Annotated in this window: 21 protein-coding genes; 13 read left to right on the top strand and 8 right to left on the bottom strand. The window is 58.3% G+C overall.

The features are described 5' to 3' along the window. Positions 1-12 precede the first annotated feature (12 nt). The 4 genes from AB4Y77_RS05800 to AB4Y77_RS05785 are packed head-to-tail and all read left to right on the top strand — an operon-like array spanning position 13 to position 8,929. Positions 13-3,387, top strand: a complete 3,375-nt coding sequence (locus AB4Y77_RS05800; RefSeq protein ID WP_442013246.1) for a DUF499 domain-containing protein — start codon at positions 13-15, stop codon at positions 3,385-3,387. Then, positions 3,384-4,931: an ATP-binding protein gene (locus AB4Y77_RS05795; RefSeq protein WP_442013245.1), complete on the top strand. Its 1,548-nt coding sequence runs from the start codon at positions 3,384-3,386 to the stop codon at positions 4,929-4,931. The genes AB4Y77_RS05800 and AB4Y77_RS05795 overlap by 4 nt, the downstream gene beginning before the upstream one ends. Continuing rightward, a complete protein-coding gene (locus AB4Y77_RS05790; RefSeq protein WP_442013244.1) occupies positions 4,924-5,901 on the top strand; it encodes a PD-(D/E)XK motif protein in 978 nt (325 codons plus the stop codon). The genes AB4Y77_RS05795 and AB4Y77_RS05790 overlap by 8 nt, the downstream gene beginning before the upstream one ends. Then, entirely contained in the window at positions 5,885-8,929 is a 3,045-nt protein-coding gene (locus AB4Y77_RS05785; RefSeq protein ID WP_442013243.1) for a Z1 domain-containing protein, read from the top strand. The genes AB4Y77_RS05790 and AB4Y77_RS05785 overlap by 17 nt, the downstream gene beginning before the upstream one ends. A 1,256-nt stretch (positions 8,930-10,185) precedes the next feature. Here the strand turns inward: AB4Y77_RS05785 and AB4Y77_RS05780 are convergent. Then, a complete protein-coding gene (locus tag AB4Y77_RS05780; RefSeq protein ID WP_442013242.1) occupies positions 10,186-11,127 on the bottom strand; it encodes an EamA family transporter in 942 nt (313 codons plus the stop codon). 87 nt (positions 11,128-11,214) lie between these two features. Here AB4Y77_RS05780 and AB4Y77_RS05775 point away from each other — a divergent pair, with 87 nt between their 5' ends. Then, positions 11,215-11,712 (top strand): MarR family winged helix-turn-helix transcriptional regulator, encoded by a 498-nt coding sequence (locus tag AB4Y77_RS05775; protein WP_442013241.1) that lies wholly within the window; start codon positions 11,215-11,217, stop codon positions 11,710-11,712. 317 nt (positions 11,713-12,029) lie between these two features. On the opposite strand, the gene AB4Y77_RS05770 is transcribed toward AB4Y77_RS05775, so the two are convergent. Continuing rightward, positions 12,030-13,196 (bottom strand): hypothetical protein, encoded by a 1,167-nt coding sequence (locus tag AB4Y77_RS05770; protein WP_442013240.1) that lies wholly within the window; start codon positions 13,194-13,196, stop codon positions 12,030-12,032. Between the two features lie 201 nt (positions 13,197-13,397). Then, complete coding sequence (locus tag AB4Y77_RS05765) at positions 13,398-14,123, bottom strand: hypothetical protein (protein WP_442013239.1); 726 nt, start codon at positions 14,121-14,123, stop codon at positions 13,398-13,400. A gap of 265 nt (positions 14,124-14,388) precedes the next feature. Between AB4Y77_RS05765 and AB4Y77_RS05760 the strand changes: the two genes are divergently transcribed. Further along, on the top strand, positions 14,389-14,976 hold the full coding sequence (locus AB4Y77_RS05760; protein WP_442013238.1) for a hypothetical protein: 588 nt from the start codon (positions 14,389-14,391) through the stop codon (positions 14,974-14,976). A gap of 51 nt (positions 14,977-15,027) precedes the next feature. Here the strand turns inward: AB4Y77_RS05760 and AB4Y77_RS05755 are convergent, their stop codons facing one another. After that, positions 15,028-15,222 (bottom strand): hypothetical protein, encoded by a 195-nt coding sequence (locus AB4Y77_RS05755; RefSeq protein WP_442013237.1) that lies wholly within the window; start codon positions 15,220-15,222, stop codon positions 15,028-15,030. 171 nt (positions 15,223-15,393) lie between these two features. Here AB4Y77_RS05755 and AB4Y77_RS05750 point away from each other — a divergent pair, with 171 nt between their 5' ends. After that, positions 15,394-15,522: a hypothetical protein gene (locus tag AB4Y77_RS05750; protein WP_311214480.1), complete on the top strand. Its 129-nt coding sequence runs from the start codon at positions 15,394-15,396 to the stop codon at positions 15,520-15,522. 484 nt (positions 15,523-16,006) lie between these two features. Here AB4Y77_RS05750 and AB4Y77_RS05745 read toward each other — a convergent pair whose 3' ends face one another. Then, the gene (locus AB4Y77_RS05745) at positions 16,007-18,904 is read right to left on the bottom strand and encodes an NPCBM/NEW2 domain-containing protein (RefSeq protein WP_442013236.1); all 2,898 of its coding nucleotides are present in this window, start codon (positions 18,902-18,904) and stop codon (positions 16,007-16,009) included. A gap of 318 nt (positions 18,905-19,222) precedes the next feature. Here AB4Y77_RS05745 and AB4Y77_RS05740 point away from each other — a divergent pair, with 318 nt between their 5' ends. From AB4Y77_RS05740 to AB4Y77_RS05720, 5 genes are all read left to right on the top strand, one after another. After that, a complete protein-coding gene (locus AB4Y77_RS05740) occupies positions 19,223-20,059 on the top strand; it encodes an FG-GAP repeat domain-containing protein (RefSeq protein ID WP_442013235.1) in 837 nt (278 codons plus the stop codon). Positions 20,060-20,166: 107 nt separating this feature from the next. Then, positions 20,167-20,406: a PLDc N-terminal domain-containing protein gene (locus AB4Y77_RS05735; protein ID WP_442013234.1), complete on the top strand. Its 240-nt coding sequence runs from the start codon at positions 20,167-20,169 to the stop codon at positions 20,404-20,406. A gap of 3 nt (positions 20,407-20,409) precedes the next feature. Next, positions 20,410-20,895, top strand: a complete 486-nt coding sequence (locus tag AB4Y77_RS05730; RefSeq protein ID WP_442013233.1) for a hypothetical protein — start codon at positions 20,410-20,412, stop codon at positions 20,893-20,895. After that, positions 20,892-21,311, top strand: coding sequence for a DUF6188 family protein (locus AB4Y77_RS05725; protein WP_442013232.1), 420 nt, complete (start codon positions 20,892-20,894; stop codon positions 21,309-21,311). Before AB4Y77_RS05730 ends, AB4Y77_RS05725 begins: the two co-directional genes overlap by 4 nt. Positions 21,312-21,404: 93 nt before the next feature. Then, positions 21,405-22,475 carry a hypothetical protein gene (locus tag AB4Y77_RS05720; RefSeq protein ID WP_442013231.1) on the top strand — a complete coding sequence of 357 codons (1,071 nt, stop codon included), beginning with the start codon at positions 21,405-21,407 and terminating at the stop codon, positions 22,473-22,475. A gap of 47 nt (positions 22,476-22,522) precedes the next feature. Here AB4Y77_RS05720 and AB4Y77_RS05715 read toward each other — a convergent pair whose 3' ends face one another. Beyond that, positions 22,523-22,828: a winged helix-turn-helix domain-containing protein gene (locus tag AB4Y77_RS05715; protein ID WP_442013230.1), complete on the bottom strand. Its 306-nt coding sequence runs from the start codon at positions 22,826-22,828 to the stop codon at positions 22,523-22,525. Beyond that, positions 22,825-23,268, bottom strand: a complete 444-nt coding sequence (locus AB4Y77_RS05710; RefSeq protein WP_442013229.1) for a hypothetical protein — start codon at positions 23,266-23,268, stop codon at positions 22,825-22,827. Before AB4Y77_RS05710 ends, AB4Y77_RS05715 begins: the two co-directional genes overlap by 4 nt. Before the next feature lie 179 nt (positions 23,269-23,447). Here AB4Y77_RS05710 and AB4Y77_RS05705 point away from each other — a divergent pair, with 179 nt between their 5' ends. Then, complete coding sequence (locus AB4Y77_RS05705) at positions 23,448-24,635, top strand: TerC family protein (RefSeq protein WP_442013228.1); 1,188 nt, start codon at positions 23,448-23,450, stop codon at positions 24,633-24,635. Positions 24,636-24,655: 20 nt separating this feature from the next. Here the strand turns inward: AB4Y77_RS05705 and AB4Y77_RS05700 are convergent, their stop codons facing one another. Beyond that, complete coding sequence (locus AB4Y77_RS05700; RefSeq protein WP_442013227.1) at positions 24,656-25,258, bottom strand: TetR/AcrR family transcriptional regulator; 603 nt, start codon at positions 25,256-25,258, stop codon at positions 24,656-24,658. Positions 25,259-25,304: the final 46 nt, after the last annotated feature.

The raw sequence follows: 25,304 nt of genomic DNA, 5'->3' as shown, positions 1-25,304 counted from the left end.
GGCAATATGGCAATGAGCAATCTCGACCGAATCGGTAAGGCACTTGATATTTTGGCGCTGGGACTGGAGCCGTTCGTCGCCGAAGCACTCGAGTCCAGAGTCCCGCCCGGCAAAGATTGGACCATCATTCTCGCGGCCAAGGATGCACAGGGCGGGGCGGTAAAACAGTACAACCGATTTGATCCCAATGATCAACTCAGGGCACTCACGGAAAAACTAATCCCCGGATGGTTCCCCTTTGGCGGAAAACTCTCCCGAGCCGAGCAGAATTTGGCTGGCGAGGCTCGGGATATCCGTAACAACTGGGCGCACCGTAAACCGATCAATTTTGACGATGCCTATCGTGCCCTGGACACTCTCGAACGCCTTTTGCGAGTAGTTGGGTCGCCCCTTGGTGCCGATCAGATCCGAGTTTCTCGCGAGGACCTTCGCAACAGCAACTTCCAAAAAGACGTCAAGAAGGCCACCTCCTCGGGTGTTCTCTCGGAAACGGGGTCGTCTACAATCAAAGCCTGGCGCGACGTCGTCAAACCGCATCCGGATGTCATCAATGGGTCTTTCAATGCCAGTGAATTCGCAGCTGACCTCCATATGGTCTCGCAAGGTGTCGGATCCGAAGAATATATCGATCCAGTACAGTTCTTTCGCCGGACGTATCTGACGGAAGGCCTCAAAGATCTCCTGGCCAAAGCCGTTCGTCGCATTAGTGGCGACCGCAGCGCGCCCCCCGTGATCAACCTGCAGACCAACTTTGGCGGCGGCAAAACCCATTCGATGCTCGCTCTGTGGCACATCATGTCAGGCCACGAACTCGGAGAGTACCCTCAGGAAATTCAAGAGCTCCTTAGCGACACCGACCTCCAGGCGCTCGGAACGTGCAGGCGCGCAGTCCTCGTGGGAAATCACATTGCCGTGATGCCAGGCAAGGATGCTGCCAAGGCCGACGGCACCGTGGTCAACACATTATGGGGCGAACTCGCGTGGCAGCTCGGTGGCCGTGATGGCTACGACATTGTCAAAGAATCAGATGTCTCCGGCACCAATCCAGGCGCTAGCCTTAGGGCGCTCCTGAGCCGATACTCGCCAGCGCTTATTCTCATTGACGAATGGGTTGCATATGCCCGTCAGCTGTATGCCCGGGATGGCTTGCCAGCCGGAACCTTCGATACGCAGTTCACCTTCGCACAGACGCTCACGGAAGCTGCGAAATCAGTCCCCGGCGTGATGCTGGTGGTCTCGATTCCAGCATCTGACCACACTTCGGAAAGCCAACAGGACTCCGCGTCCGACCTCGAAGTCGGCGGCCCCAACGGTAAAGCTGCACTCGAGCGTCTACAAAACGTGGTCCGCCGGGTAGCGGATCAGTGGCGGCCAGCGACGTCCCGCGAATCATTCGAAATAGTCCGCCGGCGGCTATTTGAAGCTCCTTCCGGTGACGCTTCCGTCGACATCTCATCAACAGCACGCCAATTCGCCGAGTTCTATAAGAACCATCGCGATGAGTTCCCTGTCGAAACCATGGATCGCGAATACGAGCGCCGCATCGCTGAGGCCTACCCAATCCATCCTGAGCTATTCGAGCGACTCTACCGCGACTGGTCTACTTTAGAGAGATTCCAGCGGACGCGCGGCGTGCTACGGCTTATGAGCACAGTGGTCCACGAGCTATGGATGGCTGGTGACCAAAGCCCTATGATCATGCCGGGCAGCGTCCCGCTAGACACCGACGGTGTTCTTACCGAGATCACGCAGTACCTCGACGACCAATGGAAGCCCATCATCGATGCAGATGTCGACGGCTCGGCGGCTACCCCCACCCGGATAGACGCGTCGAGGCCAGCGTTCCAAAACCGACTTTTGTCGCGACGTTTAGCACGTACAATTTTCCTGGGCTCGGCTCCCACTCTCCGCAGCGCGCACAAGGGCATTGAACGTCAGCATGTTGCACTTGGCATCGCCATCCCTGGCGATGTAGTGGGGAATTTTGGCAGCGCGCTTCAGCTCATGTCGGAGCAGGCCACGTACTTTTATTCCGAGTCCAGTCGTTACTGGTTTGATGTCCAAGCCTCCGTGAGTCGTAAGGCCAAGGACATTGCCGAGCGGCTGCACAAAGAGGATGTCTGGCAAGAAATTGTGGACCGTCTCAACAAAGTCGAGGGGCGCCCGACTTCTGCATTCACCGGTACCGTCGTAGCGCCATCTTCGTCATCGGAAGTTCCTGATGTGGAAGGCGTTCGTCTCGTCCTCCTTCACCCCCAGCACACGCACAGAAGTAAATCCGAGACCAGCGACGCGCTGACGTTTGCTCACGATGTCTACGAGCATCGGGGGTCCGCGAATCGGCACCACCGTAACACGGTTGTGTTCCTGGCGCCTGACGAGAACGAGTACACCTCACTTGAAACTGCCGTCCGTGACTTTATTGCATGGCGTGACATCAATAATCAAGTCGATGACCTCGGACTGACTCGCCAACAAGAAACTCAAGTTAAGGCAAGGCTCGCGGATAGCCGGAAGGCCGTGGATCTTCGACTGTCCGGCACGTACATGTGGGTCTTTGCGCCCGAGATCCACGAGGGTCACAGCGTGCAATGGTCCAAGCAGAAGATCGGCAGCGGCGGTGGGTCACTCACCGAACGGACAGGCTCGGCTCTAGTCCGTTACGACGCGCTTCGCGTGGTCAATGCGCCTGCAGCGATCAAACAGGCACTAGACGGACGGTTGCGGGCACGCTGGAACGCCGGCCGGATTACAGTAGGCGAGTTGTGGGGCTATTACACGCAGTACGCTTACTTGCGGCGTATCCGCGACCGCGCCGTCTTAGAGTCGGGTGTGCGGGCAGTCCTGGACTTGCCTACGTGGAGCACCGAAGGATTTGCCCTAGCTGAAGGGTACGACGAAGTTTCAGGTGACTTCCACGGGCTGGCCATTCCGATGTCAAACGACTCATTCGGGACGATCACCGATTCAACCCTACTGGTAGATCCGCGGCTAGCTGAGAAACAGCGAGAGCGAGAGGTGCTAACGGCACACGCAACCTGTGAGGATCCCGAGGCCCCGTCCGAAGGCACAACTTTGGACGGGCAGGATGCGCTAACAGCAGGGCTGCCGTGGGAGCAGATGGAACCGAGCAAACGTGAACGTGCCAAGAACGTAAGATTCACTGGCACGTTCTATGCGCGAGCCGAAGCGCTCAGAGCCGACCTTCAGAAGGTCTACGACGAGGTGCTGAGTCATATTGCGACCGTGTCTGACGCCGATATCGAGGTTTCCGTCGAGGTAATAGCCAACCGCGCGGCCGGATTTGATGCCGACACGGTGCGTGTGGTTCGCGAGAATGCCACGCAGCTCAGGTTTGAGTCAGCTGAATTTGAGGATGAGTCATGACAACTGTGGACCTCTTTGGCCAAGAGGAGGCAGTAGAAAAGGTCACACTCCCTATCGATTCCAAAGCTATGGAGGGTCTGGGAAAGCACCACACTCTAAGCTCAGCGGTCGCCGACCTTATTGACAACAGCATTAGCGCTGAAGCCAATGCTGTGTTGGTTCGGTTCCTGCAAAGTCACGGGACCATAATCGGTGTACAGATTGTGGACAACGGAATAGGGATGACTCCGCTGGGGCTCCGCGAGGGAATGACGGTAGGCAGACGTCGAAACTACCGACCAAACGAACTCGGCCACTTCGGAATGGGCCTCAAAGCAAGCTCACTCAGCCAAGCAGATGTGCTCAGCGTATGGACCAGGGCTGCGGGTAATGAGCCCACCGGCATGAGAATGACGAAAGACTCCATGATGAATGGAGCTCACTGCGACATACTTAGCGAATCCTCCGCTCTTGCACACCTCTACGGGTCCAATTACGGTTTCGAACTCACAACGGGCACAGTAGTGCAGTGGTCGGACGTGCATGGCATGTCCGCGGCCGACAATCTCGCTGACCAGACTCGTTGGTTCGAAAACGCACTGGTGGCTCTCAAACTGGAATTGTCCGTCATTTTCCACCGTCTTCTTGAGACGGGTGCAGTGGATATCTACGTTGACGTGTTCGACGCTGACAGGTCAAAAGCGGGTCTGAGTTCCAGGCTTGAACCAATGGACCCCTTTGATTACAGGCAAAGCGGGAATGAAAACTACCCCATGAAGCTGATAGGGCAAGTAGGTGATCAGGAGTTCACGCTCGAGTGCCATATTTTACCGGCCAGCGGAGCGACCCCCTCAGCCCGTCTGATGGGCAAAGACCGAGAACATCATCAGGGCATATTCGTCTATCGTCGCGACCGACTGCAGCATCTCGGCGGATGGCAGAAACTCCTCGCTAACGAGAAGGCGCTGCAATTGGCGCGTGTGATCTTCGACGTCGGCACCGGCCTCGATGAACACGTGAAAATCAATCCGGAGAAGACTGGGGTTCAATTCACCCCTGCACTAACGACTGCGATCGACAGAGCGGTCAGCAATTCGGGGGTGTCCTTTCGGCAGTACCTGGACGCAGCGAGGAGCGCCTTTAAAGAGTCCAACCGACGTACGAGAGAACATCGACGCTTCGCACCTATGGGGCGTGGCTTCTCTGATGCCAGTAGGACGATGATCGCAGCAAATGAAAAGATGATGCGACCCAATTCAGACCCCATACAAATCAGTTGGAAGGCTCTCAGCATGGGCCTCTACGAGATAGATCTCGAAACTCGGGTAATCTATCTAAATCAAAATTATCGAGAAGTCATCAATGGCGGAGTAAGGGGTGCAACCAATGATGCGCAGTTAATAAAGACTCTTCTTTTTTTGCTACTAGAAGAAGAATTTCTAAAATCCCATCTACAAAAAAATAGACAACAAGATCACTTCCGCATTTCCCTGGCGCTTGAACAAGCACTCAGAGACGACGTTAGTCGAGCCACTGCAGTCCGTGAAGAGAGTAAAGATGAGTAGCATCCAGCATCGATTCTTTGACCCTGTTTCGCTGGAACGCCTCTTTAGAGAGCGTGAAATCTCCAGACATCGAGTCATCGAGAACCCGCGATGCGAGATCACCATCGACCCGATCCACGAAGAGATAGCATTGACGGCCCCCGCCATGGGAGTGGAGCCTGACGTCAGCAAATTTAGCAGGATCTCTTTCGCCGTTATAGGCGATGGGCCGGCCAGCGAATTTGAGGTCCGAGTAGACGCAACCGACGCCCACTTTGAGGCTTACAACATTTTGACTACAATAGTTGACGAGCTATTCGCTGGTTCCAGCTTTGCGCGGGCAACAACGGAGGCTTTGGGAAACTACAAGGCCCTACTACGTGGCAAAAGTGGCTTGAGCTCAGAACAACAGCACGGGTTGTTCGGTGAGCTGCTCCTCATGCGCCAGCTCATCCCCCTGATCGGCGAAGCGAGTGCTGTGGACGCTTGGCTAGGACCAGCGAGCGAACAGCACGACTTCGTTTTCGGTGCATACGACGCCGAGTGCAAGACGACTACAAGCGAGAAACGGATCCACGTTATCGGATCCGCTTCCCAACTCGAAAAGAACCCAAGCCGGGACCTGTGGCTAATCTCCGTTCAGATAACTAGGGCAGGGCTGGACTCCGGCAAGTCACTGAACGAACTTGTAGCCGACGTCGCTTACTCTTTGGATACTGAAAGCGAGCGGTTTTGGAACTATCTAAAGGGTTTGGGCTGGCATCGAGAGGACGCCGATCTCTATTCTCAGAAATTCATGCTGCGAAGCCCAATCCAGACGTATCTTGTCACCGAAGATTTTCCCGCAATTACAACCGCGGCACTTATGTCCGTCGTACCGCATTTCGAAACTGTTAGTGATTTGTCCTACCGTATAGATGTCAGCAGCCGTGAGCCCGCAACTGCGCCGGCTCCTCTTAATCAAGCAACTTCCAATGACCAACTGGTCTAATCACGAAGGGACGGGTCCTGTGGGGGAAACGTTGTCGTCATCCGCTATTCGAGATGCCCTTATCTCCCAGTTGAAGGTCATGGGGGCGGACCGCCCGAAGGCTCTATTGGTGCGGGTAAACGGCGAGCTCAAGATCGAAGACCTGCCGACCATGGCCGAGGAAAATTTAATCTCAGCTGTCACTGCGGAGAATGTCAACGACCCCATCAGAATGGAATTCCAGCTCGCCTTAGCTCGTTGGGACGCCACATCACAGGGCGAGTGGTTTGGAGGTTCAGAGCCTGCCACCGTCGGACGCCGCGATCGGGTCCTCACGCTTCTAGGCTTCACCGATGATGCCAAGGACATCGTGAATAGCCAGTGGCCCGTGCGGGCCGACGAGGGAGACATTGTAATCGCCGCTGAGGCAGACCCGTGGTACACAGAGGAGCGCGCAAAGCAGCATTCGTTCTACTGGCCAGCCTACCGGGGTGTTCTCACGAAGAAGGGATGGCCCGCAGAAGCGATAGCAGACCTGGACGTTAGCACGCGCGAAGTCGTCAGTCGACTTAGTGACCCCACCAAAGAAGCACTGTACCAATCAAAAGGGTTGGTTGTGGGCTACGTTCAGAGCGGTAAGACAGCACAGTTTGCGGGAACCATTGCCAAGTCTATCGACGCTGGCTACCGTCTGATTATCGTCCTCGCCGGAACGCTTAACATGCTGCGGACTCAGACGCAACGACGCCTCGACATGGAGCTTGTCGGTAAGGAAAATATAATTGGTGGCATGGATGTCGACGATCCTGAACACCGCAAGGAAATAGACTACTTAGGCGATACGGACTGGGATAATTTTCTGTCTCACGGCATTCAACCGTCTGATGCTGGTTTCGTGGATATTGTCCGCCTTTCGGGGTATGCAGATGACTACAAGCGCCTCAAGAAGGGCCTGAATGCCCTTGAGTTTCGCACAGGTCTCCGCGATAAGACGAAGCCACTCTACCATCCTGATAACTTATATAAATCAGATGCTAAAATTGTTGTCGTAAAGAAGAATACGACCGTTCTTAAAAAGCTCGTTTCTGACCTTAAGTCATTAAAGATCAGTCTTGCTGAGATCCCCACATTAATCATTGATGATGAATCTGATCAAGCGTCCATCAGCACCAAACGCCCCACCGCAGCGGAGAAGAAAGAACGCACGGCGGTCAATCTGGAAATTACAAACTTATTGGGTATTCTTAAACGAGCTCAATATGTCGGATATACCGCAACTCCTTTTGCGAATGTATTTGTGGATCCGGACGATGCCGCCGACATCTTCCCCAATGATTTCATAATTGCGCTAAAGCGACCAATCGGATATATGGGGGCTAAAGATTTTCACGACCTTGGGATTGAATTTGAGAATCATACTAAGTCATTCAAAACATCCAACGAGGCGGCTTTTGTTCGGTCCGTTCAGGGCGATGCCCCAGATTCAGTAGAAATGTCCCTTAGGAGTGCCCTCGACGCTTACCTTCTATCTGGTGCTATTAAGCTGTATCGAGAAGAAAAGTCTGGCCTAACATTCCGACATCACACGATGCTTGTTCACGAATCAATGAAAATGATCGAACATCGGGACACGGCAGAACTCTTGCGTGAATTATGGGCCAAGGGCGGATACTCATCTTCAGGCCTACCGCGACTGGAAGAACTTTGGAATGAAGATTATTATCCGGTTAGTCAGGCTCGGGCGGAAGGCGAATCAGTCGTACCATCGTCTTTTGATGAACTAATGCCATTTATCGGCAAAGCTCTCGACAAGATCAACTCGAGCCAGAACCCTGTTCTTGTGGTAAATGGTGACAAAGATCTGCAGATGCATCAGGAAGCTCTTAACTTTGATCGTGGCTCCGTTTGGCGCATCCTCGTGGGCGGTACCAAGTTAAGCCGAGGATTCACAGTAGAGGGCCTGACTGTCTCTTACTACCGCAGAAAGACTCTGGCTGCAGACACTCTGATGCAGATGGGACGGTGGTTCGGATTCCGAGGCGGATACAAGGACCTAGTTCGTCTGTACATTGGACGCGCGGAGCTCAGTGGTCAGAAATATTTTGACCTCTACGAAGCCTTTGAGTCCATTGTTATCGACGAAGAACTTTTCCGCGACGAACTGGCTCGCTATGCCGAGCTCGATGACGAAGGGAAGCCCCGAGTTCGTCCGAGGGACGTACCACCACTCGTCACACAGCACCTCCAATGGCTGGCCCCGACTGCTGCCAATAAGAGATACAACGCAGTTGTGACGGAGCGGGGGGAAGGAGGGCGCCTTAAAGATCTTAACGCACTTCCCGCCCAAAAGGACCCCGTTAACCGAGGTAACTTTCATGCAGTTAAGCCGCTACTTGAAAGTGCAATCAAAGACGCAACTTTTGTTACAGATTCGGGATCATCCTATGCAGCCAAGTACGGGATCGTCTCCGCCGGCGATTTCATCAGAGTCTTAGACGAAACTAAGTTCAGCGGAACGTTCGATCTTGAACCTCAACTTGAGTTTCTAAAGAAGGCGGAAGCGGACGGCCGAATCAAGGATTGGGTTGTCATTGTTCCCGAACTGGCTGAAGGCACCAGAGTCACTGTTGAGGGAGTGCCGCTCAACGTTCTCAAGCGGAAGCGTCGCGAGGAGCGACAGTGGGCATTTTCTGGCAGTTCAAGAAGGCAACGCGTCGCGATCGAAGCGATAGCCGATCCGCGTCAGCAGGACGGTGTCACGACCCTTGTGGAAACTCTCCGCACTCAGACACGTGGGGCAATCCTGCTGACACCAGCCCACGATCCTCGCGGCAAGCGTGCCGTTAGTAACCCGTCAGCACTCTCCGGTGACATCGATCCCGCTCTTATAGCGGTCATGATCTCCTACGCTGCGCCATATGCGGCGGCCCCGAAGGGCAAGATAGGATTCACGGTACGCAGCCGGCAGAAGGCCTCTGCCGCCATTTTGTCAGCAGAAGACGAGGGTTTCAGTTTGAGCGATCACGAGGCGAGGATCGCGGCGGGATGAAAGTCGCCGTTTGTGTGGCAACTGGCGAACCGACACCCTCCTCCGGTGAGTGACGAAGCAGCAGGACCCTTGGCCCTCCCGAAGTTGGAAGTACCTCGGTGTAACCCACGATCCCCGCCACGCCCTGGCCAAATAGTTGAGTCCCTTTGTTCAACTAGCGACCTCGAGGGTTGCGCTAGCCATCACAATAGGCCTCCGGTTCCGATCCGGCGGTGATGCAAAGCTGATGTGATGCTGTCACGCGCATCCTGGTCAGCGGGGTGATCGGTATCGGGCTCTTCACTGTTCGTGGTGAAAGTTCTGCCGTGGTGGATGTTCATGCCGTTGTTCTGGCGGCACTGCGCAACAGGCTACGCGTTTTGTAGTACCGGGCATTGGTGAATCCCCGGTCTGTTCGTTTGATGTGTTTGATCGCGGTGTTGTTAGCTTCGACTTCCGTGGTGGTCGTGCCGGTCAAGACACGCAACCCGTTTCACCACCCCCGCGAAGAGCCCGGTATCGACGACAAGCGTCAGCACCGCGGAGTCTAGTGCCCTCTGGACCAGCCACCAGGCGACACCGAACCATGAGGCTGTTTTCCGCGGCGGCCCTTCAGGATCCGATCACGGCGGCGATGAGGGCGTTGTGAGCCGACGGGTAGAGCGCACACGGCATGGGACCTCGGTTGTTTTCTCGGTGAGTGACTGGCGCGGGTCAGATACTCATCGCAGAAGAACCTCCGCTTGGCCCGGATCATTTCGACAGATGCGGCCACAGGGATGTTGCGCGGGCGTTGGGGCCAGTGTGTGAATGCACCCGCGTACTGATCACGCCGCAGGACGGGCAGTTGCCCCCGGCAGGGCCTCGGGGCGGACCACGCGCTGCCCAAAGGCTAGGACCTCAGTGGCTTTGATTCAGAAGTCCAGGAGGTTGAACATGGCGGCAGCATCCGGGCGCGGGGAAGTAGGCACGATCAAGGCCCGTAGTTCCTAACATTTGATCAATACGTGCGAACACCATCGCAGAGCCACGCCCCCGAAGTCATGGACTGCTTCACCATCAGCCACGAGCAGCCAGCAACGCGCTCTTGGACCGGGCAAGCCTAGCACCAACAACGCCGGCGATCAAGCACATGGAAAATGACACGCCGGGGTTCATCAGCGCCCGGAACTATGAAGCGCGTATCCCATGGTGCAATGCCCCCAGAACAGCGGCATGAACTTGCATCACGCCAGAACACTTGCAACAAACTTTGAAGGGCCCATTTGCTGCGGCAATCAGCGTGGCAGCACCGCCGTTTGTGGAAGACTTGAACCCTCAACAACACCAGGCCGCTGCACCAAAAACACCGCCCCCAGCACCAGCACCGCACCCACAAGCTGCCACCCCGACAACGCCTCCCCCAGAAACACGAACCCCAGCACCGTCGCCACCAGCGGGCTCAGGAATCCCAGGAACGACACCACCATCGTCGGCAGCCGCTGAATTCCCCGGAACCACACCGCGTAGGCAGCCAACGCACCAATCACGCTCAGGTAAGCAAACCCCGCCAGATTAGGCCCAGTAACCGCCCCCGGCAGCCCTTCAACGACCAACGTCACGGGCAGCAGAATGACCCCACCCGTCGCCAACTGCAGGCCGGTGAACCCAAGCAGCCCCACGCCGTCGGGCCTTCCCCAGCGTTTGGTGAGAACTATGCCTGCCGCCATGCTCAGCGCCGCCGCCATCCCGGCGAGCACACCCACAAGAGTCAGCGACGCGTCGGATCGCAGGACGAGCAAGCCAACACCTGCGGCTCCCACCGCGCAGGCAATGATGTGCGCCTTGCGGATCCTCTCCCCCAGCAACAGGACACCCAGCAAGAGAACAAACAGTGGCTGAATGGACATGACCAGCGCTGCGAGCCCGCCCGGCAGTTGGTACGCGGTGAAAAACAGCAGGAAAAAGAACAGCCCGATGTTGAGTGCGCCCAGCGCCGCAGCTTTGAACCACCAACTCCCCCGCGGCCACGTTCGAGTGACCAGCATGAGCATGATGCCCGCTGGCAGGGCCCGCACGGTGGCAGCCAGGAGCGGCCGGTCCGCGGGGAGAAACTCCGTGGTCACCAGGTAGGTGGATCCCCAAACCATCGGGGCAAGGGCGGTGATAAAGAGGTCGCGAGGAGATGCCTTGGACGCCCCAACTCCCGCCCTGCTGGCAACCGCTGCAGATGAACTCATCTTTCACATCCATACATTTCGATGTCGAACTATTTGATGTAAGACAATGTAGGTGCTGTACTGTTTGAGGTCAAGCATTGGAGGACGATGGACCGCGACGCAGTGGACATGATTCTTGAGCAGTGGAACAAGGAGCGACCCGACATCGACGTCAGCTCCATGGGCGTTCTGGGCCGGCTCAACAGGGCGAGTCGCCTCGCCTCCTTGGACGTGCAGAAATTCATGAACCAGTTCGGGTTGGAGCCTTGGGAGTTCGACGTCCTGGCAACACTGCGCCGGTCAGCGGCCGAGGCGCCGTTGACGCCGGGTCGACTCGCCAGCCTCACCATGATCGGTTCGGCGGCCATGACCAACCGCGTAGATAGGCTGGTATCGCGCGGCTTGGTTCATCGCGAGACCAACCCCGAGAACCGCCGGCAACTCCTTATCAGCCTCACGCCAGAGGGACTCGCCTTGGTGGATGACGTGGTGGAGCACCACGTCGAGAACCAGCAGAAAATGCTCGATGGCCTGTCCAAGACTGAGCAGACACAACTGGCGAACCTACTGCGCAAATTCCTGCTGACAAACCACGACGGCGTTTAGACCCCAATAAACACTTCGTGACCAGGCTCGCTGCCCGGATCGGAAGCATGTTGCACATCGAAGCTGTTACAACCTGGTTAGCGTCGTCTGCAAGGGCGCCGGCATCGTGCCAGCAAGACTCAGTGCTGCTACCGAAGCCGCGGTTCTTTGAGCTCACCCAAAGCACTTAGAGCGTGCTCCCAAGGATGAGACGATCGCACAGCAGGACCAAAGGGATACCGTTTTCGCCTCCTAAGGCACAGCGGATCGTCCCGAAATCCGGGCTTCTAGATTGGCCCCCGGGCTATGACGAATGACAATTCCCGCCTGTGCCGCATCTACTTCTCAGTAGGGGCAATGACTGACAGTCCATCGTCTGTTGGAGCTAACTCCAGAACCGTCTGGTCAGCCTCCGTCAAGAGAGGCAGGCTTTCCGGGGTCGCGTGAAGTGCCCGGGCGAGACGGGCGAAACTTGACCGAGCCCCGATGACTCCCTTGCCTGCGAACGCAACAGGCACTTTGCTTGAATCAATCTGCAAAACGTTCAGGTCGTCAAGGAGACTCACAAGCTGGGATTGTCTATCAGCGAGTAAAGCGAGCTCCTCACCGAGAACTTTCTCGACGTGAGGAAGCGAACGATCACCATTGGAGAACTCAGCCGCAATCTTTTCGAGCACGACTACTCGTCCCCTGAGCGCAAGAGCGTGATAGGTCTGGGCCACCATCTGCTCGAATTCCTGTACTTCGTTGTCCCGCTTATCTACGAGCTGCTTCATTAAACTCGGCCCGTACACACGATCTGAATCTCGATACTTCGCAGCAATCTGCAGCCATCGGTCGAGGCGACTTATGTATGTGTTAGTCAGAGTGTCCAAATCACCGAATGCATGAGCAGCGGAGGAGATAGAAGGTATGTGCGCCTGATCCAACAGATACCCTGCAACCTTGCGAGCCTGCTGGTCCGCGGTTACCAAGACGGAACGCTCGCTTTCATCCATCCGGTCCTGGATCCCGGTCACAGCGTTCCTGATCCCGGCTAGCTTCTTGTTCATCTGATGTTGAGCCAACATCTCCGCAGCTACAGCGAGGCCTACAGTGGCAATCAACGGCCCAGCCGCCATGGCAGCACCAGTACCCGCGGCCGCTGGCAAGAGACGAACGTGACCAGCGATCTTTGTAGATCCAGCTGCTCTTGCAATCCCGCGGAACCCGCCACCCACGGCAGGTACGAGATCTCGCGCGACCGAGCCAGATGGCAGGATAACTCGATAGAGGCCTTCGCTCGTTGCGGCTCGACCAGTTTGTCCTAACGCTTGGCTGATGGACTTGGCAAATGCTCCTGAAGTTTGCGCGACCATCCCAGTAGGAATACTGTGCGGGGTCCGTGAAACAGAACTGATGACGAGGGCTTCCCGATTCATCAGCATTCGGAGCATCATCTCGGTACTTGGCTCCTCATGCAATGGGATGAGAGGCACAACAACGGCGGTTTGTTCAAGTTCCACGGGGCTCCAAGCGACGAATTATCAGACAGCGCGCGCCACCCAATAGGCGATGCCTAGGTAGCCAATCCATCCCACTGTACCGATTGAGGGCCAACTCAAATTAATATCTGGCTCCCGTTACGTCGATAAAGCAAGCATTGCTGCTTCCCGCATAGCGGCCGTCCATCTAACCGAAGCTGTGCGCACTCCAAATACACGAATTCAGGTGACGTCAACCGCACGAAAAACGTCCCTGCCCGAGACATGCCGCCAGATCACGTGATCAAGCTTGCGCGCCTGAGTCGGATAGAGCCCCGCGACTTGGCTGATGATGCTCGCTGCTTCTTTCGAGGTGACCGCTCGGTCTTCGAGGCCAGCGTGTTCTTCAATGAATCGAATCACCATACGGTCAGGCTTCACGGATTGCAGACCAACGAGTATCAGTAGGTAGTTAAAGGTGACTCCGGAGGATTGGCTTGGGAGCCGTAGCCATGCCTTCTTGATCCTCTTCAGCTCGGGGTCCCGCTGGAACTCCTCCCGCACGTCAGCTGCGGTCTCGATTGGACCACCTTCAAGTGAAGCCAAGGTCAATGCGGCGCGATAAACAACCTCGGCTTTGAGGAGTGCCCCGCGTCCAGTGTGCGCCGGTTTATGGTTGTTAACTGCTTCGGCCCATCCGGCGCTGCCATCCAGGGCTTCGAACGAGGCCAGCAATTCCTGGACGCCGTCATTATTTGGGTCGCCTCCCTGGGCTCGCCTCATGGCGCGATACGCGGTAGTGACGTTTACGACGCTTGTGTAATGCGATCCGGTCGAGAATATGGAGTCGATGATGCCCAGTGCGAGGCTGTTCGGATAACCGTCCGCTTCGATCCACTGAGATTCGTCGTCGAAAATGGAACGGCAAACTTCAGTTAGTCTTACGGCCGCTTCGCTGAGTTCAGTCATAGACGGACTCTAACAAGCCCCCACGGATTTCCAACCCTGCGACATTTGGTCACGTTGTAACCCCGCTGTCCCTCAATCACACCCGAGGGACTCGCCCTGGTGGATGACGTAGTGGAGCACCACGTCGAGAATCAACAAAAGATGCTAGAAGGCTTATCCAAGACCGAACGGACACAGCTGGCGAATCTCCTGCGCAAGTTCCTACTGACAAACGACGACGGCGAACCCTCCTAAGCGGGTAGCGTCACCCATGCGAGGATGAGGCGTGGACACTTCCTCTGAGCAGCTGGCGATTGCAATCGGAAAAGCGCTGGGCGGCGGACAGGCAAGCGCCTACACCGGCATCTCGTACTGCCAAAGCGGTAACCAATTGTTGAGGCATGCAGTTTCGGTGCACCCAAGGGTCTTCATATGGTCTGCGACGGAGTTGCCGGACGGGCCTACGAGAACATTCGACCCCCGATCCCTCATGCTTCAGACGGACGGCGTCGATGATTTCAGCCTTTCGATTGACCGCATCCCGTTTTCCTTCCCTGAAGCTGTCCAGCTTTCGTTCCCACTCTCCCTACCCATATGGGGCCGGCAACTGGACGACTACCACCCGGTCGCTTGTGAAGTCAACGGCTCGGACACGACGCTCCTGCTGAGGCACCGCGTTGACCCGACAATCTTTGGGTCCTTCACCTTTGATACAGAAAGCGGAATCGCGAAAACCCTGGTCACACCCACGACGGCAATGAAACTGGAGCGCGAGCTACCACCGGAGAACGGAAAATACGACTTCGGCTTCGTGGCCGGCTCGGGTGACCCCGACTTGCAGAATCGCCTTCGCCCCGACCAAAACACCCCCTAACAAAGCGATGGCCCGCGGACGTCTGTCCACAGGCCATCATCAACTTCCCGGTCACTCGAGCTCGCCCGGCTCCTGGCTGGACTCCTTGCGCCTGCTCCGCCGCAACACATAAAGGCCGCAGCAACCAAACCCCAGCATGAGAACCGCAGCGCCCACCCGCCACCAGACGAACGGCTGCCAGGTCGCGAAAATGACGGCCATAACGAAGAACATCACCACTTGCAGCGGATGCGGAACCTTGCTCATCATTCCCTCTTTCGATCGGGCGCCGCGTGGTCGGCAGGTACATTCATGACGAAGGCGGTCTGAACCGGGCCTCGCACTCAGGCGAGGTCCGATCCCTTTGAGCTCACGAAGCGCCCGTGTCTGCTTAGCCAGTGGAACATGCCAACGGTTCCCACGACGCTGAGTATGGGAATGACAACGAAACTCCATTCGCCTCCCCTGAAAATTGATGCCGCGCTCATCGCCGCCACGCACCCCACGCCCAAAGCGGCCGCACGTGCCGACCCCACCCCAAGTGGAACCCATCGCCAACGCCGGTAGTACTTGGTGGCAGCGATGAGGAGACACATAAGGAGGAGGCCAACAAAGTACACGAGCGGTGCAGGGACCAGACCCACGGATGATATGCCCGCGCCGAAAATCAAGGACAGACATAGAGAGAACCGTTTAGCCCTACACATTGGCCATTTTCACCAGATGCTTGCGCTGGAAGGCCACGAAATGTCTGTTTGCCTGCTCCGACGTCATGCTTCCTCCTAGTGAAGAACGGTCTTTGTTGACCCGCATATTGTGCGCCCGCCATGTGCCGACTAGGTGGCGAAATACTCCTGACTAGGTGCTGTCAGAGCGAAACTAGGTGCCGAAACACCCAAAAATGAGTGGCCGATAGCCGCGTCTAGGGGTTCGCGAGGGAACCGGGATGGCCTCTTCCGGGCACCGCCTTCATTAGCACCCCACGATGAAACAAATGTGGGACCCGCCCCTCCAGCGGATCCCACACTCGGCTCTCAACCAACCAAGGAGACTAACTCAAGCCCGGCGGCACATTACCCACAGCAATACCCATAATGTTCAGCCCCTCATTAACCAGCGCGCTCCCCTGCGGCAACGTCACGCTGGACACCTCAAACGCCGGCGGAATGTCGATCTTCGTGGCGAAGACGCGTGCCGGCTCATCCACCCGCACTACCGTGGACGGCCCACCGATGTAAGCCTGCGTGTGCCGTTGGTGATAGGCCGACTCGGCCGCAACCACCGAAGTGTCCGTAGCAACCCCGGAGAGCCAGTTCGGCAGCGAAATCGTCACGGTCATGCTTTGCCCATTTGTGAAGTGGACTGTCGCCACTCCGGAGGACATGCTGCCCGTGGAGAACCCCGTCACCAGCAAGGTCCGCCCGCGGCCGGACAGAGCCACTTCTTGACCAGCAGCTTTCAACGTATCCGGCGTCCCCACAGCCGTCGGATGCCACACGGAGGAAACCCCAAATGCCGAGTACGGCTCGCCCGAGCCAAGCCCGGCGGCCGCCAACGCCTCTTCCGAGAATGTCCGGCGATCGGAAGTCACAGCTCCATTCCGTGGATTGGCTGCATTGGCAACTGATGTTTGGTTCACCAACGAAGCAAACGGCAACGCTGAAGGCGCAACACCAGACCCCTGGTAGGCCCCGATGTTCGGTGCCCCGACGGAACCGGCACCGGTGGTGGGGTTACCAAAGAAGTCCCTGCCGCCGTCGTCGTTAATCTGAACACCAGCGCCGATCAGCGGCGACCCGGAAGCAAGCCGGTACCCGGGGACATCCAGAGTTGTCTGGCCGCTGCCACCGGCAACCAACTTAGGATCGCCCAGCACCGACCCCGTCTCTCCAGAGGGCGGGACAATACCGCCGAAGTACGCGTTGTTCGCATACACAGCAGCAGCGGATCTAAGAACACCACCCGGTGCCACAAACAGGTTGTTTCTGACCTCGCGTGGGCCGGTCATGTCATCCAAAAACACGCGGGACGGGCAGTAGAAGGTGTTGTTGTGGATGTAGTGCTTGCCGGTACCGCTGCTGCTGCCGCCCAGACGGCAGTCGTCCTGTGCCACGTTGTAGCGCAGGACCACGTTCGCGGCCGTTGCGCCGCCGCCGCAGTTGGACACGCAGTTGAGGTAGAAGCCGCCGGCATTCCCGTAGGAGTAGTTGTACTGGAAGAGGCAGGTTCCCACGATTTTCATGTCGCAGTCCCAGGCGGTGGAGTCGTACGTGGAGGTGCTGCTGTTACCCACCACGTTGAACTGGAACACCGGGTTCTTGGAGTTGTACGGCCACATGCCGGCAAAGTTGCCGCCCTCATATGGATGAGCGCCCTGGCCAAGGTTGAGCCCGCTGTTGTACTCAATCAGCGGCGCGTCCGAGTTATGGATCACAATCGCGTCGCCGCCCACGTCGTGGATCTTGTTGCGCGCAACGTAGACCTTGGTGTTGTAGAGCTCAGTGGTGTCCGGGGCTGAGATTTTCACTCCACCGCCGGCGGCGTCGTTGACCTCGTTGTCGGTGATGGTGATGCCGTCCACCGATCCCTTGCCCCACGTACGCACCACAATGCCGGCCGACTGGGCGAAACCAGCGCCGTTCGTGGCCTTATTCCGCCACCCTGCCACGTCCTCCACGTGGTTTCCCGTGACCACAATTCCGGCGGTCTGCGCGGTTCCACTGTTCTCAAACAGGATCCCAACCCTGCGGACGGGAGTGTCCGACGGGTTCACGACATGCAGGCCACTGACGGTCCAGTGACTGGCATTCGTGATCTGGATGGCCGCTACTGCACCGCCACCGTTGATGGTGGGCTTCGCGCCGTCACCGTAGCTGGAGAGCGTGATGGGATGGTTGGCTACACCCGTACCTACCGGCGTCAGCGCACCAATGCAGTTGGTGCCTGCGCGGAAAAGGATCGACTCGCCGGCGTTGAACGCGCCGTGACCGTTGACCTGCGCTATCGAGTTGAAGGGGCTGGCTTGGCTGCCGTCACCCGAACCCACGGCGGAGCAATCCACGTGGAACTTCTCATCACTGATCTCAACAATGAGCACGCCGATTTTGCCCGTGCTGACCACATCAAAGGGTCCCGTCCCGGTGGCGACCAGTTCCGTCGCCCCGCCTGCGGCTCCGGCCGGCACCACAAAGGTGATGGTGGCCGCCCCGGCGGCGTCAGCAACGGCGTCGGCCACTTTTTCGCCGCGAAGGTTCAGGCTGACGGGGCTGAGCGGTTTGAGGTCACGCACGACGACGGTAGCTGGCGTTCCGGGGACCAGCCCGTTGAGGTTGGTCCCGGCTGAGCCCTCGACCCGCAGCGGTGCTGCGATGAACGCGTCCGAGCAGTTGATTTTGGCATCGGCCCAGTCGGCGTGATCGTTGCCGTTCCCCTCCGGGCCGGTCTCCACCTTGAGCTGCAGCGTGCTGCCGCCCTGCAGGTTGACGTTGACGGGCAGGGCTCCGTCCGTCCCCTTCCGCTCTCCTGCGAAGCGCTCGATGCCATCAACCAACACCTTGAAGTCCACTCGACCGCGGTCACCCTGAGTGTCATCCACACCAACTTGGGCGAGGAACTGCCGGCATAGCCCACCAAGGTTGTACGTAATGGACGACGCCGCGTGGGTACCAATGCCCTTCGGGTACTCAGTGCCGCCGATGGTCAACGGCCGGCGATTCGCATCGCCCGCCGCTTGGCCACCGTTGCTCATGTCCAGTTCCGCCGGTCCCCAACCGTTGGTCATACTCGACCACGGAACGTCGCTGGCATAGACGACGCCGGTGGGCGGCGGGGGAAGTTCGGCTGCGGTTGCGTTTGGACTGGCTGCGATCCCGGTTGCCAGCACTGCTGCCGTTAGTGCGGTTGAAGCGGCTATTGCTGCCAGACGTCTGGCTATGGGTTGTGGGTGCAAGTGGGGCTCCTCATTGAGTGGGTTTCCTCAAGGAGTTTCTTGCGGGGTGTGCGTTTGTGGCAACGACATGCACAGGTATGAACATGCGGACTTCAGCGTTACCCGGCGATGGGTGACGGACCGGTCGAACCTCCACCCCTAACAAAAGCCACGCAACAGGACTAAGCTCCGGTGAATCGTTTGATGACCGCGTTGCTACTGGGGGTAACAGTGATGTTCCAATCAAGGTCGACCAAGAATTCCTGCCATAAAACACCCAACAATCGAAGGCGCCCACTTTTCGTAGGGACAACTCTGGCCGCCGTCGCGGCCCTGCTCTTGGGCACAACTGCCCTTCCAGCACAGGCAGGCCAGCCGGGAATACGCGCGTCAAGCGTCCCAACAAATAACTGGGACCGCGTCGACATCAACACCAGTTACTTTGACGACGTCCTGGCCCGCGACACCGCAGGTGATCTATGGGTGTACCCCGGCGACGGCAAGGGCGGTTGGAAGAAGCCGCCCTTCAAGATGGGCGAGGGCTGGAACGTGATGACCGCAATCATCGGTGCGGGTAAGTTCCAAAGCGAGTTCAACGACGACATTCTTGCCCGCGATACCAACGGCGACATGTGGCTCTACCCTGGAACGGGCGCCGGGTACCTCAAACCACGAACCAAAGTTGGGGTCGGCTGGAACGCCATGACCGCCATCATGGGTCCTGGCGACTTCGACGGCGACTACTGTGCGGACGTCATCGCCCGAGACGTTGAAGGCCGGCTCTGGTTGTACCCCGGCGATCACGCCGGCGGCTGGAAACCCCGGAGCCAAATCGGTGTCGGCTGGAACGTGATGACAGCCCTGATCGGCCGCGGTGACTTCAACGAGGACGGCAAGCGGGACGTCCTGGCCCGCGACACCGGCGGACGGCTGTGGCTCTACCCTGGCGACGGCAAGGGCGGTTGGCTGCCGCGTATGCAGGTAGGCGAAGGCTGGAACGCCATGACGGCGATCATTTCCACCGGTAGATTCGACGGCAACTACCCAGGTTACTCACAGATCATCGCCCGCGACGCCGCCGGAGACCTCTGGCTCTACCCTGGCGTGGGAAGCCGCCACCTCGAACCACGGAAGAAGATCGGGGAAGGCTGGAACGTCATGACTGCGCTGATCTGACCCAACCGAAAGGCCACTAAACGGCGGGCACCAAGGCAGGCTCCGGCGTCGTACGTTTGCAGCGCGGGTGCTACTTTGTACGGAAGCTGCTGGTTCAGGGGGATGACATGGAAGCTTGGGAATGGGTCTTGGCGTCGCTGGCGGGACTGTCCGCGGTGTTCGTTATGGGAGCGAACATTTGGGCGATCTTCGATGTCCTACGGCAGGACAGTCTCGATCAAATTGCCCGGATCATGTGGGTGCTGCTGTTCTTGGTGGTGCCGCTGTTCGGCGTTGTCGTGTGGGTCTACGCGAAGCCTCGGTTGGCCGGTTTGAGTAGTGGCATGCGCTTGCGGAAGACGTTCTAGACGTTGGGCTCAGCTACTCTCGCCCTGATTGCCGCACGAGCTTCGTGGATTATCCGGCAGGATGCGACAGCAGCAGCCATCTCGGCTGCGACGAATGCGCTGGTCGAAGGGCACGACGGCCAGGCACTTCGCGAGCTTGCCGGCGCTTCGCTTCACATCAACGTGTTCGAGCTTGGGGTCCTCATCGACGATGCTCTCAAAGAGCTTGACGTGGCGACGGGTGACATGACAAAAGACGATGCCCAGCTTGTGGCGGCTTACCATTACGCCAGCCGAGCCATCAAAGGAATCCTGCCGTTACGGGACCTCGCATCGTGGGCACACCGGGTTGTCGGTCACGAAGGACACCTCATCGCGCAGGAGTTGGTTGACCTAGATGACGCATATGATGCCTACGACGGGTGGGGTGGGGAACCCGACGCCATGCAGGTGGTCATTCGTTTTATGGACGCAGCGGAACCGGAGATTCAGAAGTGGATGCGACCATGAGCGGCGAGCCAATGAAGCCCTCACGCGTACTTTGGGCATGGCCCACGACATCCGGGCCGGACGAGATTGTCCGTTGCATGGTCGACTATGCCTTCAGCATCCACACACAGGCCGGCATTGTCCTGAGAATCGAGAATGAATTCATCTACACGACAGCTTCCGGCCTAAGTCATCGCCTTGATGCCGCCGGGGATCCTTCCTTGCTGGGGCCTGCACTCTCGATCGCACGTTCCTCAGTCACGGCGGGGTGCGCTGACGACCGCGGAAACCTACATGTTGACTTCGCCGACGGTAGCACCGTTGAGGTTTCGCCAGATGAACAGTACGAAGCCTGGACGCTCAATGGGCCAGAGGGATTGCTCTTGGTTTCTTGCCCTGGCGGCGGTCTCACAACTTGGGGTTTGGACGGACAGTAACGCGTTGAAAGCCTGCTCAAGGTGCAGGCAGCCAAGGCGGGTTCCGGCGTCGTGATTCAGCGTGCCAGGGTTATCAGCTGCAAGGATGAGAATATGGAGCCGGACATCGAGAAATTGCTAAATGGGCCGCGTGGCCGTCGCCTTTGCCTTGAACTCGCGATGGAAATTGACCAGGACATCCGGATCGCCGTCTTCCACCTCGGATACAACCTCGACCCTGGCGCCGGCAGGTCACGAAGGATGTTGACCATGAATCCCTCCGGCGAGGCGCCGCCTCCACTACCGGAGTCGACCATGGGTGAGCTCGCGGGCATGATCACGTCCCTGGACCTCAAAGGTGTCACTGACGAGCTGGTTCACTATGCACTTCAGCGCGCAGTGGACACCGCCAGGTACTGGCAGGAACCCGACGGCGAGGACTTCCTCGCCGTCACCCAGGAAATCACTGAGTCCCTGGCGCATATCGCCAAGAGCCTCAAAGGAAAACCCGCAACCCAGTGGTGGGACCAGAAGGCACAACCCGCGCAGTGGGCCATCGACTGGCGCTCAGCGGACGATCCCACGCAGCTCCCCCGAAACCCGCAGCACACGCTGGCCGAGTGGGCACGAAAGGAACGGGCCCAGGAGTTTCGTGCAGCCAAGGATCGACCACGAGACCCTCGCGCCAACTTCAGTGGGGAATGGTGGTCGATCCCCCATGGCCTGATCCACACGGTGGCGCGGATCCCTGAGGGGCTCAGCCTGGTTGAAGATTCCCTCGGGTGGGAGGAAGCCACGGTTATCCCCGTCGCCGGAACAGGCAGGATTTTGGAGATCACCACAGAAGAAGACTGGATTAACCTGTGCCGGGCGTTCCCGTTGGAAGTCACAGCATCCCGTCGTCACGATTGGTTCCGCACCACCGGCCGCCATGGCCGCTGGGTCATCCCCGACTGGGAGCAAGCGGCCAGCACGTGGGATGYCGTTCACCTCACTGTCGCCGGCTACCTCAGCGCTGCCGGCCGTGCCCTACAAACAGACGAAGACACCGCAACCGTCATCGCGGGGTGGGATCCTGGCAGCACCTTCTGGCTCACGGACGTGGCCCGCGAAACGGAGGGCCCACGGCAGTTCTGGCACCAGCCGCACAATGATGACCAGTGGCAGCTGGCCTCCGGAGGCTGAACCCACCTACGCAACCAGCCGCCGTCGTGAACTAATAAGACAAACCCTCAGCCGCCCGCAATCTCCCGCAGCGTCTGCAAGTGCGCCGCCCACACGTCCCGCCCCGCAACGGTCAAACTTGCGGAAGTCCTCGGAAACTTCCCGGCGAAGCTTTTCTTGATCTTCACGAACTCAGCCTTCTCCAAGATGGAAAGCTGCTTGCTGAGGACGGAGTCGCTGACCTGGATGGCGTCGCGAAGGTCTTTGAAGTCCAAGGACTCCGCCTTTGCCAGTGCAGCCATGATGGAGAAACGAACCGGAGAGTGCACTAGCTCGTTGAGCTGGTGGCGCGGGTGTTCCGCCGGCGTGCTCATGCGCGCAGCTCGCGGAAGGCGGCGGCCAGGCCAATGGCAGCCAAGGCGATAGCGGCCGGAATGTAGAACCACAGGTTTCCGTCGCGGAAGAAGTATGCACCAACCACTAGGGCTACGACGTACAGCGCGAAGTACCCGATCAGCGATGTCACGAACCGTTTGGTGAATCCGGCCTTAGTGGACCGCTGGAACATGGGCCAGACGCACGCGGTGATGGCACCCCAGGCGCCAACGGAACATGCCAGCAGAGCGGCGCCGTAGCCGGCGACCAACACAATGTGCATCCCGATCATCAGCAGCGAGCCCATGATGGCCAGGCTGGTGAACATGACGGCCACGGGCCAAGCCGCTGCGTTGATGGATGTAGCACCCACTGAGTCGGCTTTCGCAAGGAGTTCGCGTGCTTCAGCTGCTGACATGTTGCCGGTGGTCTCGTTCATGGTTCCCCCAAAGTTGTGCGGATCAATAAGCCCACTCTAGGAAAGTACTTTCCATATTGTCAAGTACTTTCCCATGACGTTCTAGTTAGCGCCCGCCCCACCACTCCCGGTAAATTTAGACAAAGAGTTTGACCCTCGGTGAGCAACACCACTCGCGCGCCTCACGAAAGCAGGATCATATGACCGTCTCTCCCCTCATCTGGGGCATCACCATCGTCGTCATTCTGGCGCTTCTGGCCTTCGACTACTTCTTCCACATCCGCAAGGCACACGTCCCCTCACTCAAGGAAGCGGCCATCTGGTCCTCCATCTACGTGGGACTCGCGATAGTTTTCGGCATCCTCGTCTTGATTTTCGGCGGCGGCCAAATGGGGTCCGAGTACTTCGCCGGCTACATCACGGAGAAGGCCCTCTCGGTCGACAACCTGTTCGTGTTCCTGATCATCATGGCGAGCTTCCGGGTGCCGCGTGAGGATCAGCAGAAGGTCCTGCTCTTCGGCATCGTGTTCTCGCTGATCGCCCGCACCGGCTTCATCTTCCTGGGCGCCGCGCTGATCAATTCGTTCGCATGGGTGTTCTACATCTTCGGCCTCATCCTGCTGCTCACGGCAGGCAACCTACTCAAGCCCGGCGACCACGGTGACGGCCAAGCCAACAACTTCATCATCCGGCTCGCCAAAAAGCTCTTCCACACTACGGATAAGTACGACGGCGACAAGCTCTTCACTGTCGTGAATGGCAAGCGTGCCCTGACTCCCATGCTCCTGGTCATGGTGGCCATCGGCGGCACGGACATCCTGTTCGCGCTTGACTCCATCCCGGCAATCTTCGGCCTCACGCAGAACGTGTTCATCGTCTTCACCGCCACAGCGTTCTCACTGATGGGCCTGCGCCAGCTCTACTTCCTGATCGACGGCCTGCTGGACCGCCTCATCTACCTCTCCTACGGCCTGGCAGCCATCCTCGCGTTCATCGGCGTCAAGCTGATCCTCCACGCCCTGCACGAGAACAACCTGCCGTTCATCAACGACGGCGTGCACGTCAACGTCATCGAGATCACCACCGGCCTCTCGCTGAGCGTCATCATCGGCGTCCTGATCGTCACCGTGGTGCTCTCCCTGATCAGCCCAGCGGGCAAGGCCCAGACGGCCATCAACAACGCCCGCCGCCACGCCGTCGATTACTTGGACCTCGACTACACCGCTGACGCCAACGAGCGCGAACGCATCTACCGCGCGCTGACCGCTGAGGAGGCGCAGATCGTCCAGATGCCGCTCAAGTATCGGAACAAGGCCAAGGACGTGGACAAGATCCGCGAGCAAGTGACCGAAGCCCACCGCCAGCACGAGGCCTTCCTCAACCGCTAAGGACCGCCAAAGCTAAGAAGTCAGGCGCCCAGGAGCACGCTGATCTGATCCCGGATCTCGTCGCCAACCTGGGCGTCTGTCAGTTCTTTGGTGGCCGAGGACGTCATGCTGATGAACATGATCGCGGAGATGATCCGTGCCAGCTTGGCGGGGTCACGGGCAAGCAGTTGCTCGTCGCGGCCCAGGACGTCGGCAATGGCTTCTTCCGTGCGCATGGTGAGGGACAGCGCTTCTGCGTGGTGCGGCTCGGCGGGATCCTCGAAAACGATTTCCTTCAGGTAGGTGCGGCCGTTCTCGATCTGGACGCGGTTGCACTCGATGATGGGGCGGATGATGGCCATCACCGCGTCGAGCACAGCCGTTTCAGCGGCCGCTGCGTCCACGCCTTTTGTCAGCGCTTGGGCGTACTTGACGTTGTGCACCAGCAGAAGCAGCTCCGCCTTGGTCTTGGCGTACAGGAACAAGGTTCCCGAACCGACGTCGGCCTTTTCAGCTACTTGCTGGGTGGTGACCTCGTCCACTCCGTACTGGGTGAAAAGCTCACGGGCTGCCGCCGTGATGCGGTCAAGCTTCTCCTGCTTATTCCGCTCACGTCGGCCAAGGGTCTGGGGCGCAGGCTGCATTCAGCTACCGTATCAGCGGGCTGAGGCTTCAGCGGGCCGAAGCATC

Source organism: Paenarthrobacter sp. YAF11_1, from assembly GCF_052113445.1.
Taxonomy (GTDB): domain Bacteria; phylum Actinomycetota; class Actinomycetes; order Actinomycetales; family Micrococcaceae; genus Arthrobacter.
This window is presented reverse-complemented; position numbering and strand designations above follow the sequence as displayed.

Excerpts from the sequence above, each read along its gene's own strand:
- AB4Y77_RS05800 (WP_442013246.1), top strand. The coding sequence starts at position 13 with ATGAGCAATCTCGACCGAATCGGTAAGGCACTTGATATTTTGGCGCTG.
- AB4Y77_RS05795 (WP_442013245.1), top strand. The coding sequence starts at position 3,384 with ATGACAACTGTGGACCTCTTTGGCCAAGAGGAGGCAGTAGAAAAGGTC.
- AB4Y77_RS05790 (WP_442013244.1), top strand. The coding sequence starts at position 4,924 with ATGAGTAGCATCCAGCATCGATTCTTTGACCCTGTTTCGCTGGAACGC.
- AB4Y77_RS05785 (WP_442013243.1), top strand. The coding sequence starts at position 5,885 with ATGACCAACTGGTCTAATCACGAAGGGACGGGTCCTGTGGGGGAAACG.
- AB4Y77_RS05780 (WP_442013242.1), bottom strand. The coding sequence starts at position 11,127 with ATGAGTTCATCTGCAGCGGTTGCCAGCAGGGCGGGAGTTGGGGCGTCC.
- AB4Y77_RS05775 (WP_442013241.1), top strand. The coding sequence starts at position 11,215 with ATGGACCGCGACGCAGTGGACATGATTCTTGAGCAGTGGAACAAGGAG.
- AB4Y77_RS05765 (WP_442013239.1), bottom strand. The coding sequence starts at position 14,123 with ATGACTGAACTCAGCGAAGCGGCCGTAAGACTAACTGAAGTTTGCCGT.
- AB4Y77_RS05755 (WP_442013237.1), bottom strand. The coding sequence starts at position 15,222 with ATGAGCAAGGTTCCGCATCCGCTGCAAGTGGTGATGTTCTTCGTTATG.
- AB4Y77_RS05750 (WP_311214480.1), top strand. The coding sequence starts at position 15,394 with ATGACAACGAAACTCCATTCGCCTCCCCTGAAAATTGATGCCGCGCTC.
- AB4Y77_RS05735 (WP_442013234.1), top strand. The coding sequence starts at position 20,167 with ATGGAAGCTTGGGAATGGGTCTTGGCGTCGCTGGCGGGACTGTCCGCG.
- AB4Y77_RS05725 (WP_442013232.1), top strand. The coding sequence starts at position 20,892 with ATGAGCGGCGAGCCAATGAAGCCCTCACGCGTACTTTGGGCATGGCCC.
- AB4Y77_RS05715 (WP_442013230.1), bottom strand. The coding sequence starts at position 22,828 with ATGAGCACGCCGGCGGAACACCCGCGCCACCAGCTCAACGAGCTAGTG.
- AB4Y77_RS05710 (WP_442013229.1), bottom strand. The coding sequence starts at position 23,268 with ATGAACGAGACCACCGGCAACATGTCAGCAGCTGAAGCACGCGAACTC.
- AB4Y77_RS05705 (WP_442013228.1), top strand. The coding sequence starts at position 23,448 with ATGACCGTCTCTCCCCTCATCTGGGGCATCACCATCGTCGTCATTCTG.
- AB4Y77_RS05700 (WP_442013227.1), bottom strand. The coding sequence starts at position 25,258 with ATGCAGCCTGCGCCCCAGACCCTTGGCCGACGTGAGCGGAATAAGCAG.